This is a genomic window from Streptomyces sp. ME02-8801-2C (assembly GCF_033793965.1).
Classification (GTDB): Bacteria; Actinomycetota; Actinomycetes; order Streptomycetales; family Streptomycetaceae; genus Streptomyces.
This window is the reverse complement of sequence record NZ_JARAXP010000021.1, coordinates 96,533-108,933: the sequence shown is the minus strand read 5'-3', so window position 1 is coordinate 108,933 and position 12,401 is coordinate 96,533. Positions and strand designations below refer to the sequence as shown.

The following is a 12,401-nucleotide window of genomic DNA, read 5'->3' as shown; positions in this document are numbered from 1 at the left end:
CCGCGAGCTACAGACACTCCTCGCCCTCTGGGCCGGCGCCTGCCCCACCTGCCACCGCGACATACCCACACACATACGAACCTGACCAAGCACTACTAGCACGCCGTACCTGATCGCCGTGCTGGCGATCGTCTTCACCATCACCCTCGCCCTGCGCGCCGTGCCGTTCGCGGTGCTCGGCGGGCTGCGCGGTTCGGCCGTCGTACGGCAGCTGTCGGTGTGGATGCCGGTGGGCATCCTCGCCATCCTGGCCATCACCGCGCTGCACGGCACCATCACCAAGGACGGGCACGGCGCCCGTTACGCCCTGCTCGCCACCGCGGTCACCATCGGCGTCCACCTCTGTCTCGGGCGGCGCACCATCCTCAGCGTCGGCATCGGCACCGGTGTCTACGTCCTGCTGCTCAACACCCTGTGAACCGCAGCGAGGCATCCAACAGCAGCGCCATTTACGGAGCCTGAGCGGTCATGGATATCGCATCATCTGACTTTTCAGGGCTTCCTCGGCCACTACAGAAACAACCCGACTTGTCAGCCGCCGACACTCCGTAAGGTCCGGGGCATCCGCGGGGAGGGCGAAACCCGAGCCTCGCAGCGACATGGAGGAGATGCCCGGTATGAGCAATGTGGAGATCTGCCTGAAGGAGATCATGACGTCGGTGGAGGGCTCATTGGGTACCGCCCTGGTCGACTACACCAGCGGAATGGCGCTGGGAACTCTGGGCGGCGGCAAGGACCTCGACCTGACCGTCGCAGCGGCGGGCAACACGGACGTGATCCGAGCGAAGACGCGCACCATGGAACACCTCGGGCTCAAGGGCGAGATCGAGGACGTACTGATCACACTCGGCAGCCAGTACCACATCCTTCGGCCACTCAAAAGCCGTAGCGGCAACGGCTTGTTCCTCTACCTGGTTCTCGACCGGAGGAAGTCGAACCTCGCGATGGCCCGCCACCAGCTCAAGAGTATTGAGACCCAGCTGGACGTATAGAAGACCGCGTGCTTCCTGGCTCCGCATGCCCACGACTTGAAGATTTCTTCAACTGGGCACATCCGGATCAGCTCAATCCCATGGGCGTGCGGGGCCGGATGCACAAGGATCGGTGGACAAGACCGCCCGCGGTGGCACAGACAGGGCCGCCGGGCCCGGATGCAGCCCGTCCAATGCGGCAGGGAGCGAGCGATTCACCATGCAGGTCCCCCTTTACCAGGCCAAGGCCGAGTTCTTCCGCATGCTCGGACACCCGGTACGCATCCGGGTCCTGGAACTCCTGCAGAACGGCCCTGTGCCCGTACGCGAGTTGCTCAGCGAGATCGAGATCGAGCCGTCCAACCTCTCCCAGCAACTCGCCGTACTGCGCCGCTCGGGGATCGTGGTGTCCATCCGGGAGGGCTCCACCGTCAGCTACGCCCTGGCGGGCGGCGATGTGGCCGAGCTGCTGCGGGCGGCCCGGCGCATCCTGACCGAACTGATCACCGGCCAGAGCGAGTTGCTCGCCGAACTCCAGCAGGCGGATCCCCAGCCTGCCCTGCAGTCGGGGCCGTCATGACATAGGGCATGGCTGTGCGCACCCGTACTATCTCTACGCGGGGAACAGCCAGCGACAGTTGCGACTCGCCCATGACTCCATCGTGGCCGGCCAGTTCACCGCCCGGCCCCGACGCCCGTACCGCGTCACGTCATGGTCCGTGGCCCCGCCCCGAAGAAAGGCCGGCATCATGTCCGACGCCCAGAGCCCCGCCACCGAACTGACCTCGCACTACGCGGCCCAGGTGGCAGGCGACCTCGAGCGCAACGCCAAGGAACAGGACCGCGTCACCGCGGAGATCGACGCACTGCACGAACAACTGCGCGCCCTGCGACACGACCACACCGTGCTGACCAGCATGCAGCAGGCGCTCGGCGCCACGGGCACCACCCCCGAGCCCGCCGCCGACGCGACCGCGTCGCCCTCGGTACCGCAGCAGAAGACCGCCTCGAAGCCCCGCGCGGTCAAGCCGGTGCGCGCCGCGAAGAAGACCGCCGCCGCACAGGGTGGTGACGTGGTCGAGAAGCCCGCTGCCAAGAACCCCGAGGCCGCGACCAAGGCGAAGGCCGCGAAGACAAAGGCGAAGGCGAACCAGCCCACCCTCGTCGAGCTGATCCGCCGCCACCTCGTCGCGCAGAAGGAACCCCGCTCCGCGGCCGAGATCGCCGACGCGCTCGGCCAGGCGCACCCGGAACGCGGCATCAAGGCCACCGTCGTACGCACCACAGTCGAAGGGCTCGTCGCCAAGAGCCATGCCCAGCGCACCAAGCAGGGCAGCTCCGTCTACTACACCACCACCGACACGCCGGCACCGACCGCACCCGCGGCACCCCCGGCCGACGACCTGCCCGCCACGAACTGAGCACCGGGGAAAGGCTGTTGCGGACCGCACAGCGGCCGGGAACGGGCGCGCCCGCCGGGACGGAGTCCGTGGCGGGCGCGCTCGGCCGTGCGTGGCCGGTGGGGCCGGGGATCAGCCGAAGAGGTTGAAGGAGTTGAGGCCGGTGGCGCCCTTCGCCGGTGCCGCGAAGGTGCCGTTGCCGTTGCCCTTGTAGAGCCACAGCGTGCCGGAACCGGTCCGGGTGACGAGGTCGGCCCGGCCGTCCCCGTTGACGTCACCGACGGCCGCGAGAGCCGTGGCGGCCTTGAACACCGTGGTGCTCACCAGTTTGCGGCCGCCGAAGGTGTACGTACCCGTCGTGCTGCTCGGGTGGATGTACAGAGCTCCTGCCGAAGTACGGCCCACGAGGTCGGGCCGCCCGTCGCCGGTGAGGTCGCCGTGCGCGACGACCTGGGCGTAGGCGTTCCAGCCCGTGCCGAGCCCGGCTCGGCTGCCGAAGCCGCCCTTGCCGTTGCCGGGGTAGCGCCACAGGGTGCCGCCCGAGTCCACCGCCACCAGGTCGGGCAGGCCGTCGCCATTGACGTCACCGGGCGCGAGGATCTGCCGGACGCCCTGCCAGCCGGTGGCGACACGGGTGTTGACCCACTGGCCCGAGACCTTGTGCCGCCAGAACAGCGTGCCCGCGGTGGTCCGCACGACGTAGTCGAGGACGCCGTCGCGGTTCAGATCGCTCTGCAGCACCTTGTTGTAGCCGGCCCAGCCGGTCCCGGCCGAGCTGTGGGTCGTCAGCGTCGAGCCGTTGTACGTCGACGCGGCACCGCCGCTCGACTTCCTGGCGAACAGGTCGGCCCGCCCGTCGCCGGAGGCGTCCGTGTCGAAGGTCTGCGCCTGGGTCATCCCGGCGTAGGCGCTGGTCTGGGTGAACACCGGATACGTGCCCTTCACCCCGCACCACTTCTCGGTGTTGGTCACTCCCCAGGCGAAGACGCCCACGACACGGCCGCTCACGACCAGCGGAGCTCCGGCGTCACTCACGCAGGGTGTCGTGGTGCTGGTGTCGTCGTCGGTGGCGGGCTCGCCCGCGCAGGTCATCGCCGACTCCACGAAGGCGTCCTGGCCGCCGAGCGCGGTCTTCAGCGCGCTGTCACAGGTGGAGTCCGCCTGCATGGGCAGGGTCGCGGTCTTCAGTACGTCCGACTCACCGGACCCGCCGCGGGCGGTGCCGGTCACGCCCCAGCCCTGGATCGTGGCCTTGGTCCCGGCCGCGTAGAGCGCGCTGTCGCTCGCGGCGGCAAGCTTGATGGTGGTGTACGGCAGCGTGCCGTTGAGGGTGAGTACGGCGAGGTCGTGGACGACGCCCGACGGTCTGTAGGAGGGCTGCACCCACTGACGCTTGACGCCGATCTCGGTGCTGCCGTCGAGGTCGCCTCGGTAGGTCGAACCGGCCAGGATCACGGCCCTGTCCCGGTTGGTGAAGTTGCGGCCGTAGACGCACTGGGCGGCCGTCAGCACCTTGTTGGGTGCGATCAGCGCGCCGTTGCAGAACCACAGCTGGTCCGAGCCGTCCAGGTAGAAGAGCTGGACCAGGTACGGAGCCTTGCTGATGGTGGTCTCCGAGCCACCCACGATCCGTGGTGTGCCTACGCCGCTCGGGGACTTTCCGGTGCCGTTCTCGGCGGTGAGGCGGCGGATGCTGTTGTCCACCGCCCTGTCACTCACCCTGTCACTTGCGGCTGACGCGGAGTGCGTGGTCAGACCGGTGCCCACCAGTCCGAGCACGACCGCGGTCACGGTGAGGAGCCTGCGTATCCGGTGCGTCCATGGATCCCTGCCGTGCTGAGCGTGAACCACTCGACCTCCAGGCGAAGAAGACGTGCGTCTCGGAACATGACTTTCCATCAGATCACCGAAGATTTCCGATCATCGGCAGCACATGGTAACCGCACGGATTTCGCCGCTGGGGCCTCAACCAGTGGGCGGGGGCGGCGTGTTGGGCGCGGTGGAGCACGGCTTGTCACCGTCGTGGGAGCCCTGCGGGCGTGGGGGGCGCGAAGCGGGACAGCGATGATGCGGGTCCGGCCGGCCCGGACGCCGCCACGGGCCGAGCAGCCGATGCCGGAGCCGGAGGGCGTGGGCGGGCTTGAAGGTCCCCTCGCTATTGCGACGGGCGGCCGCGTGATCCGGCCCGGACGCGCTCCTCCGTCTCGTCCATCATCATGGGTCTGTAGGCGCCTCGAAGCGGTAGTCGGCCGTCCACGGCCAGGCCAGGCCGACAGGTGGGACCATCCCCCCGACCCGAGGCGAACGGCCCGCTCCGCCGCCCGCGGCAGCTACACAGGCGGCCGGGCCCCGCGCTCCCGGCGCCGGACGGGCCCCGGCCCCGGTCCGCCCCAGGAGATCCCCACGCCGATACCCCGTCTCCCCCGGCTGCGGTTCAGCGCCGTACTGGCCTGCGCCTGTCTCACAGCGCTGGTGTCCGCACCCGCCGACGCCGACCCGCCGGGCTCCGCCCCGGACCCGGCACTGCAGAGCCAACTGGAACAGCTGGTCCGCGCGCCGGGTGGCCCGCCCGGCGTCATCGCCGTCCTCCGGCGGGGGTCGACACGCGAGATCATCCGGGCCGAAGCCGCCGACCTCGACACCGACAGGCCGGTCCAACCGACCGACCACATGCGTATCGCCAGTACGGCGAAGGCGTTCAGCGGCGCGGTGGCGCTGCGGCTCGTGGACCGGGCACACTCGGGCTGGACGACACCATCGGGCGACGACTTCCCGCGCTCCCACGGGCCTGGCACGCGGTGACCCTGGCGAGTTCCTGACCAGGGCCGATCTGCATCATCGGTTCGACTCCCGGCGGCTGCTGGACTTCGTGGCCGGTGAGGATCTGCTGTTCCGCCCCGGTTCGCGCTACCAGTACTCCGACTCGGACAACATCGCCGTGGCGCTGATGGCCGAGGCTGCGACCGGGCAGCGCTACGAGGAGTTGCTGCGGCGGCTGGTCCACCGTCCGCTCGGCCTGCGCGAAACGCGCCTCCCGCAGGGCTTCGAGCTGCCCGAGCCGTATATGCGCGGCTACGACGTCCCGGTCAAGCGGTCGGCCGAGCTGGAGGACGTCAGCGAGCTGGTTGGTGCCTCGGGCGGGTGGGCGTCGGGCGGAATCGTCTCCACACCGCTGGACATGACCCGGCTTCATTCGCGGCTACGCGGGCGGTGCGCTGGTCTCCCGGAGGACGCTGGGCGAGCAGCGCCGCTGGGTCGAGGGCGCCTCGGAGCCGGCCGGGTGAACGGTCACTGACGTTGTCGCTCACCACCCAGGTGAACGAGGCCACGAAGCCGCAGCTGCTGAAGAAGCTGCGCGAGGGCGAGGGGAACCTCGTGTGCGCGCTGCTCAGAAAGTGACCAGCGCGAAGTCCGGGCGGACCCTGCCCGGCACGACGGGCGCGGTCGGTGCCACGGACGCCTGACGGCACGACGGGCACCTCGGGCCGCCCGGCGTTGCGCACGCGCGTCGGGCGTCGGGCGCCACGGATACCCGGCGGCGCGCCAAGCGCCAAAGACACCCGGCGACACGACAGCCACGTCTGACATCCGGCGACACCACAGGAGCCTCGGACGCCCGGCGGGGCGTCGGGCGTCCAGCGGGGCGTCGGGCGTCCAGCGGGGCGTCGGGCGTCCAGCGGGGCGTCGGGCGCCTCTGGCATCCGGCGGCGTGGCAGCCACGACGGACATCCGGCGGCACGGTAAACGCCTCAGGCGCCCGGCGGCACGGCAAGCGCCTCGGGCGTCCTGAGGGGCGGCAAGCGCCTCGGGCGTCCTGAGGGGCGGCAAGCGCCTCGGGCGTCCTGAGGGGTGGGACGTGTGTCAGAAAGGCATGCGGCCTCGGGTGCGGCGGCCCGCCGAGCCGCTGCGGCCCACGGCTCGGGAGCTCGATCGGAACGGCTCGCTGAACAGCCTGCCCAGGACTCCGGGGGCCTTGCTGCCGGCCCGGGAGCCGGCGCCGAGCGAACGCTGGGCGCCGCGTTCGGGGTGGCGGGACAGACGCGGGACGAAGAAGGCCAGCACGGCCAGGACCACACACAGTCCGACAACTGCGGCAATGATCATGAGTCGCCTCCGTTGACTCTCGACTGGTCGGGAGGACACGAATGCCCCGCCTCGTTCTCCCTATGTGTCCGCGTCCCGGGCGGCTTCCGCGCTCGACGACGCCGGACACACTTCGTTCCGAGTTCCCCGTTTCAGTCGGCGGACGGAGGGCAACTCGCACAAATGGGTGCATATGACGCACCTCGTCAGGAGGTCTGCCCGATGTCAGCAGGGACTCTTCTGGCGATCATCATTCCGATCGTGGTGGTGATCGCTTTGGCGGCCGTGGCGGCCTGGCTGCTCATGCGCCGTCGGCAACTGCGCGAACGCTTCGGCCCGGAGTACGGGCGAACGGTCGAGGACGCCGACAGCCGCATGGCCGCGGAACGCGAGCTGAGGGCACGTGAGAAGCGGCACGACTCACTCGACATCAAGCCGCTGGACAGCAGGACCAGGGATCGGTACGCCCAGGACTGGACCGGCGTCCAGGACGAGTTCGTGGACCGTCCGGAGGATGCCGTGCACGACGCGGACCGCCTGGTGACCTCCTTGATGCACGAGCGCGGCTACCCGACCCAGGATTTCGAGCACACCTCAAGGACCTGTCGGTCGAGCACGGCCGCACGCTCGAGCACTACCAGGCCGCCCACGACGTGAATGTCATGAGCACCCGTCACGAGGCGACCACCGAGCAACTGCGGGGTGCCATGGTGCACTACCGGAGCCTGTTCGACGAGTTGCTGTCCGACGACGGCGAATCCCGTCGCACCCCGGCCTGAACAACTCGGCGGCCAACCCGTCTCCCCCGACATCGGGAGGCCCGGGCATCCGGGAACGGAGAAGACATGCAACACGAAGACACACCGGACCACGCCGCCGCGAGCGGCCTGTCCACCGACGACCTCGCCCACCCTCGCGGCACGCACACACCGCAGGACCCGCCGAGCACCTCGGCCGACGTACCCACCTTCCCCGGCGAGAGCACGGACACGCCGGACAGGGCCTTCGAGGACGAGTCCACGGAGGCCGGTCCGGGCACGCGGGACGAGACGATGGAGGCCGAGGCCGACCCGAGCACCCCTGGGCACCGGGAAACGGAGTCGGGTGCACAGACCGACGACGAGATCCCCCAGCTCCTCACCCCGGAGGACGAGGAAGGATTCCGTGCACGCTGGCAGGAGGTGCAGAACGAGTTCGTGGACGACCCCAGGGACGCCGTGCACACCGCCGACGCCCTCGTCGCCGACGTGATGCAGAAGCTGGCCGCCACCTTCGCCGACCACAAGGAAGAGCTGGAAGGCCAGTGGAACCGGGGCGAACAGGCGGACACGGAGGACCTGCGGCTGGCGCTGCGCCACTACCGTTCGTTCTTCAATCGTCTGCTGGTCAGCTGACGCTGGCGCGGCACACCCACAGGCCCGGTCTCGGAGTCGTCTCTACCGCCGCCGGGCCTTCTTCACCTCGCGGTCGAGGGCCCAGGCGTCGGCAACCGGCCCGAGGTGGCCCAGTTTTTCGGGGTTGATCACCGAGCGGATGGTCTGGATCCGCCCCTCGAGCACGTCGAGAGCCAGGATGTGCAGCACCCTGCCGTCCCGGTCGCGGAAGATCGCTCCGGGCTGGGCGTTGATCTCGTGCGGCTCGAAGGTGATGTCGACACTGGCCATCCGGGGGAAGACAGAGGCGAGCAGCCGGGCCACGTTCTCGGCACCCATGACGGCCCGGGCCAGCTGCGGAGCCTTTCCGCCGCCGTCACCGACCATCGACACGTCGGCGGCGAGCAGCTCTTGCAGGCCGAGTACGTCGCCGTCGCGGAGGGCGTCGAAGAAGCGCGTCGCCAGTTCCTGCCGCTCCTGACGGTCCGCCGCGAACCGTGGGCGCCCGGCCCGCATGTGCCGCCTCGCCCGTACCAGTAGTTGCCGGCACGCCGACTCCGAGCGCCCCACCGCCTCGGCGACCTCGTCGAAGCCGAAGCCGAACACCTCCCGCAGCACGAACACCGACCGCTCGAGCGGGCTGAGCCGCTCCAGGAGCAGCAGCGCCGCCATCGACACCGAGTCGGCCAGTTCGGCGGCGCGTGCCGGATCCTGATAGGGATCGGCGAGCAGCGGCTCGGGGAACCACGGTCCCGCGTACTCCTCCCGCCGCACGCGTGCGGAGCGCAGTACGTCGATCGCGATCCGGGTGACCGTGGCGGACAGGAAGGCCTTGGTCGACGTCGGCCGGGTGGCCGAGCCGTCGAAGCGCAGCCAGGTCTCCTGGACCGCGTCCTCCGCCTCACCCACGCTGCCCAGGATCCGGTAGGCGATCGAGAACAACAGCGGCCGTAACTCCTCGAACTCGTCGACCTTGCTCAAAACCGACTTCCCCCTTCTGGTGATCGTCCGGCGGGCGTTCAGTGGTACTGCCCGGCCACGTAGTCGCCGGCCGGCTGCTCGGTGATGATGTTCAGCCGGTTGGCCGTGTTCATGAAGGACACCAGGAACACCAGTGCGGTGAGCTGTTCCTCGTCGTAGTGCTCGACGGCACGCGCCCACACCTCGTCACTGACCCCACCCGCCGCGTCCGCGATCCGGGTCCCCTGCTCCGCGAGTTCCAGCGCGACGCGTTCGGCCTCGGTGAATACCGTGGCCTCCCGCCACGCCGCCACCAGGTGCAGCCGTACCGACGCCTCCCCGGCAGCGGCGGCGTCCTTGGTGTGCATGTCGATGCAGGCGGCGCAGCCGTTGATCTGGCTCACGCGCAGCGCCACCAACTCCTGCGTCGTGGCCGGCAGCGGGGACTCCTTGAGCGCCCTGCCCGCCGCCATGAAGTGCTTGAGCGCCTTGCTGGGGTTCGGGCCGGCGAAGTAGTTCAGTCGCGCGTCCATCGTGTGCTCCTTGGTGGTCGTCAGGGCTTGTCGGTGGCTACACCCCTGAGACGAGGTAGCCCGACGCCCTGTGACACGCACACGTGTGACTCAGGTCTCGCTGCTGCCGTGCTCGTGGTGCGGGGCCGCGACGCCGGCCCCGCACGCACTCCCACGTCAGTTGGCGAGTGCCGAGAGCACGACCGACTTGGCTTCCTCCTGGATCCGGCGCAGATGGTCCGGGCCTTGGAAGGACTCGGCGTAGATCTTGTACACGTCCTCGGTGCCCGAAGGGCGGGCCGCGAACCAGGCGTTGGCGGTGGCGACCTTGATGCCGCCGAGGGCGGCGCCGTTGCCGGGGGCCTCGGTGAGAACCGTGGTGACCGGCTCACCGGCGAGAGTGTCGGCGGTGACCTGCTGGGGGGAGAGCTTGGCGAGCAGCGCCTTCTCCTCACGGGAGGCGGGGGCGTCGACGCGCGCGTAGGCGGGGGCGCCGAAGCGGTCGGTGAGCTCGGCGTAGTGCTGCGAGGGGGTCCTGCCGGTGACCGCGGTGATCTCGGAGGCGAGCAGGGCGAGGATGATGCCGTCCTTGTCGGTGGTCCACACCGAGCCGTCGCGGCGCAGGAAGGAGGCGCCGGCCGATTCCTCGCCGCCGAAGCCGAGCGTTCCGTCGGACAGGCCGTCGACGAACCACTTGAATCCGACGGGGACTTCGACGAGTTGCCGGTCGACGTCCGCCGCGACGCGGTCGATCATCGAGGACGACACCAGGGTCTTGCCGATCCCGGCGCCCGCCGGCCACTGCTCCCGGTGCGAGAAGAGGTAGGAGATCGCCACGGCCAGATAGTGGTTGGGGTTCATCAGGCCGCCGTCCGGGGTGACGATGCCGTGCCGGTCGGCGTCGGCGTCGTTGCCGGTGGAGATGTCGAAGCGGTCGCGCTGCTCGATGAGCGAGGCCATGGCGTACGGCGAGGAGCAGTCCATGCGGATCTTGCCGTCCCAGTCCAGCGTCATGAAGCGCCAGGTGGGGTCGGTGAGCGGGTTGACCACGGTGAGGTCGAGCCGGTGCTGTTCGGCGATCCGGCCCCAGTAGGCGATCGAGGCGCCGCCGAGCGGGTCGGCACCGATGCGTACTCCGGCGGCCCGGATCGCGTCCAGGTCGAGGACGTTCGGCAGGTCGGCCACGTAGGCGCCGAGGAAGTCGTGGCGGCCGGTGCCGGGGGCGGCCAGGGCGCGGGTGCAGGGGATGCGCCGTACGTCCTTCAGGCCGCCGGTGATGATCTCGTTGGCGCGGTCCTGGATCCAGGAGGTCGCCTCGGAGCCTGCGGGGCCCCCGTTCGGCGGGTTGTACTTGAAGCCGCCGTCGGCGGGCGGGTTGTGCGAGGGGGTGACCACCACGCCGTCGGCGAGGCCGGACGTACGGCCGCGGTTGTGGGTGAGGATGGCGTGCGAGACCGCCGGGGTGGGGGTGTAGCCGTCGGCCTGGTCGATGAGCACGGTCACGTCGTTGGCGGCGAACACCTCCAGTGCGGTGATCCGCGCGGGCTCGGACAGGGCATGGGTGTCGGCGCCGAGGAAGAGGGGGCCGTCGGTGCCCTGGGCGGTGCGGTACTCGCAGATGGCCTGGCTGGTGGCCGCGATGTGGTCCTCGTTGAAGGCCGCGGCGAGGGACGACCCCCGGTGTCCCGAGGTGCCGAAAGCCACCCGTTGCCCGGGCTCCGCCGGGTCGGGGTGCAGTGCGTAGTACGCCGTGACCAGGCGGGCCACATCGATGAGGTCCTCGGGTCCGGCGACCTGCCCCGCTCGCGCGTCCTGCATTTCCCGCTCCTCCGCAAAACCGTTGGGTACGGCCCTCATTCTCCCCCGCCCGACGCCCGGGGACGCGCACCGGGCGGCCGTTGTGGCGGGCGTGCGGCGGATGCGACGATGCGGGTCGGCCGACGAGGGGACACAGACATGAGGCACGAGGACCAACGGCCGCCCGCCGCCGTGCTGTTCGACGCACTGGGCGCCGACTACGAGAGGGCGTTCGCAGGCGCCCCCGCGCACCGACAGGCTCTGGACTGGCTCATCGAGCGGCTGCCGTCCGGCGCGCGCACGCTGGACGTGGGCAGCGGCACCGGGCGCCCCACCGCTGCCGCGCTGGTCGAGGCGGGGCACTCGGTGCTGGGCGTCGACATCTCGCCCGTCATGGTCGAACTCGCCGTACGGCAGGTCCCCGAGGCCGAGTTCCGCCATGCCGACGTCCGGGAACTCCCCCTCGAGCCTGCCTCGTTGGACGGCGTCTGCGTGTTCTTCTCGCTGCTGCAGATGACCCGCGCCGAACAGTCGGCCGTGCTGCGGCGCCTGACCCTGGCCCTGAAGCCCGGCGGCCATCTGGTGCTGGCCACAGTGCCGGCCGACGTGGAGGACGTCGAGGTGGTGTTCATGGGCCGGCCGGTCCGCGCGACGAGCTTCGCCGAGGAGGACTTCACCGGCATGGTGGAGGCCGCGGGGCTGACGGTACTGGCCCGGCACAGCATCGTGTTCACCCCGGACCACCCCAGCGCCGAGCCCGAACCCCACCTGTTCCTGCACTGCCGCCGCGCCGAATCCGGGCGCTGACGACTACTTCGCCGCCTTGGCGATCGATCTCGCCCTGCGGTCGAACTCCCGGTTGAGCAGCGGCGTCAACACACTGCCGAACCTGGCCGGCGCCCGTGTGCCCGTGTCCGGGCAGATCACGAACCGTCTGCGTTCGACACCCGCGACGATCGCCGCCGCCACCTTCTCGGCGGTCAACGGTGCACCCCACGCCGGTGTCAGTTCGGCCCGCACCTCCTCCATCAGTCCGCGTACGGCGAACTTGGCGGGCCCGTACGCGCTGTACCCGAAGACGCCGATCAGCCCCGCGGCGGAGGACACGGCGACCACGCTGCCCCGCCCTCCCGCCACCATCCCGGGGGCCACCGCCGGGCCACGAGCGATCAGCGACACCTTCGCGCCCCGCTGCGCGAGCAGCCGGGCGGTGGCCAGGCCGATGCCGCTCGACCCGCCGGTGACGATCGCATGGGCCGAACCGACGTCCAGGGAGCGCGACTTCCTCATCGTCATGCGCTGAAC

Annotated in this window: 12 protein-coding genes and 2 pseudogenes; 8 read left to right on the top strand and 6 right to left on the bottom strand. The window is 70.3% G+C overall.

All coding sequences use genetic code 11. From position 1 onward, the window contains the following. Positions 1–118 precede the first annotated feature (118 nt). From PV396_RS39445 to PV396_RS39430, 4 genes are all read left to right on the top strand, one after another. The gene (locus PV396_RS39445; RefSeq protein ID WP_319213151.1) at positions 119–418 is read left to right on the top strand and encodes a branched-chain amino acid transporter permease; all 300 of its coding nucleotides are present in this window, start codon (positions 119–121) and stop codon (positions 416–418) included. A gap of 199 nt (positions 419–617) precedes the next feature. Continuing rightward, positions 618–992, top strand: coding sequence for a hypothetical protein (locus PV396_RS39440; RefSeq protein WP_319213150.1), 375 nt, complete (start codon positions 618–620; stop codon positions 990–992). A gap of 199 nt (positions 993–1,191) precedes the next feature. Continuing rightward, the gene (locus tag PV396_RS39435; RefSeq protein WP_319213149.1) at positions 1,192–1,551 is read left to right on the top strand and encodes a metalloregulator ArsR/SmtB family transcription factor; all 360 of its coding nucleotides are present in this window, start codon (positions 1,192–1,194) and stop codon (positions 1,549–1,551) included. Positions 1,552–1,720: 169 nt separating this feature from the next. Then, complete coding sequence (locus tag PV396_RS39430) at positions 1,721–2,392, top strand: hypothetical protein (protein ID WP_319213147.1); 672 nt, start codon at positions 1,721–1,723, stop codon at positions 2,390–2,392. A 111-nt stretch (positions 2,393–2,503) separates the two neighbouring features. On the opposite strand, the gene PV396_RS39425 is transcribed toward PV396_RS39430, so the two are convergent. Continuing rightward, positions 2,504–4,162, bottom strand: coding sequence for an FG-GAP-like repeat-containing protein (locus PV396_RS39425; protein WP_319213145.1), 1,659 nt, complete (start codon positions 4,160–4,162; stop codon positions 2,504–2,506). A 606-nt stretch (positions 4,163–4,768) separates the two neighbouring features. On the opposite strand from PV396_RS39425, the pseudogene PV396_RS39420 reads away from it, so the two are divergent. Beyond that, positions 4,769–5,770, top strand: a pseudogene (locus tag PV396_RS39420) (serine hydrolase domain-containing protein). Positions 5,771–6,232: 462 nt separating this feature from the next. On the opposite strand, the gene PV396_RS39415 reads toward PV396_RS39420, so the two are convergent. Next, the gene (locus PV396_RS39415) at positions 6,233–6,475 is read right to left on the bottom strand and encodes a DUF6411 family protein (protein WP_319213143.1); all 243 of its coding nucleotides are present in this window, start codon (positions 6,473–6,475) and stop codon (positions 6,233–6,235) included. Positions 6,476–6,676: 201 nt separating this feature from the next. On the opposite strand from PV396_RS39415, the pseudogene PV396_RS39410 reads away from it, so the two are divergent. Continuing rightward, a pseudogene (locus tag PV396_RS39410) lies at positions 6,677–7,233 on the top strand (hypothetical protein). Between the two features lie 66 nt (positions 7,234–7,299). Further along, positions 7,300–7,848, top strand: coding sequence for a hypothetical protein (locus PV396_RS39405; protein WP_319213141.1), 549 nt, complete (start codon positions 7,300–7,302; stop codon positions 7,846–7,848). A 42-nt stretch (positions 7,849–7,890) separates the two neighbouring features. Here the strand turns inward: PV396_RS39405 and PV396_RS39400 are convergent, their stop codons facing one another. The 3 genes from PV396_RS39400 to pgm all read right to left on the bottom strand — a co-directional run bounded on the left by PV396_RS39400 (position 7,891) and on the right by pgm (position 11,117). Continuing rightward, positions 7,891–8,808, bottom strand: coding sequence for an RNA polymerase sigma-70 factor (locus PV396_RS39400; protein WP_319213140.1), 918 nt, complete (start codon positions 8,806–8,808; stop codon positions 7,891–7,893). A 38-nt stretch (positions 8,809–8,846) separates the two neighbouring features. After that, entirely contained in the window at positions 8,847–9,320 is a 474-nt protein-coding gene (locus PV396_RS39395; RefSeq protein WP_319213138.1) for a carboxymuconolactone decarboxylase family protein, read from the bottom strand. 156 nt (positions 9,321–9,476) lie between these two features. Next, the gene (gene pgm, locus PV396_RS39390) at positions 9,477–11,117 is read right to left on the bottom strand and encodes a phosphoglucomutase (alpha-D-glucose-1,6-bisphosphate-dependent) (protein ID WP_319213136.1); all 1,641 of its coding nucleotides are present in this window, start codon (positions 11,115–11,117) and stop codon (positions 9,477–9,479) included. Positions 11,118–11,255: 138 nt separating this feature from the next. On the opposite strand from pgm, the gene PV396_RS39385 reads away from it, so the two are divergent. Further along, a complete protein-coding gene (locus PV396_RS39385; protein WP_319213134.1) occupies positions 11,256–11,903 on the top strand; it encodes a class I SAM-dependent methyltransferase in 648 nt (215 codons plus the stop codon). A 3-nt stretch (positions 11,904–11,906) separates the two neighbouring features. On the opposite strand, the gene PV396_RS39380 is transcribed toward PV396_RS39385, so the two are convergent. Further along, on the bottom strand, positions 11,907–12,392 hold the full coding sequence (locus PV396_RS39380; protein ID WP_319213132.1) for an SDR family NAD(P)-dependent oxidoreductase: 486 nt from the start codon (positions 12,390–12,392) through the stop codon (positions 11,907–11,909). Positions 12,393–12,401 lie beyond the last annotated feature (9 nt).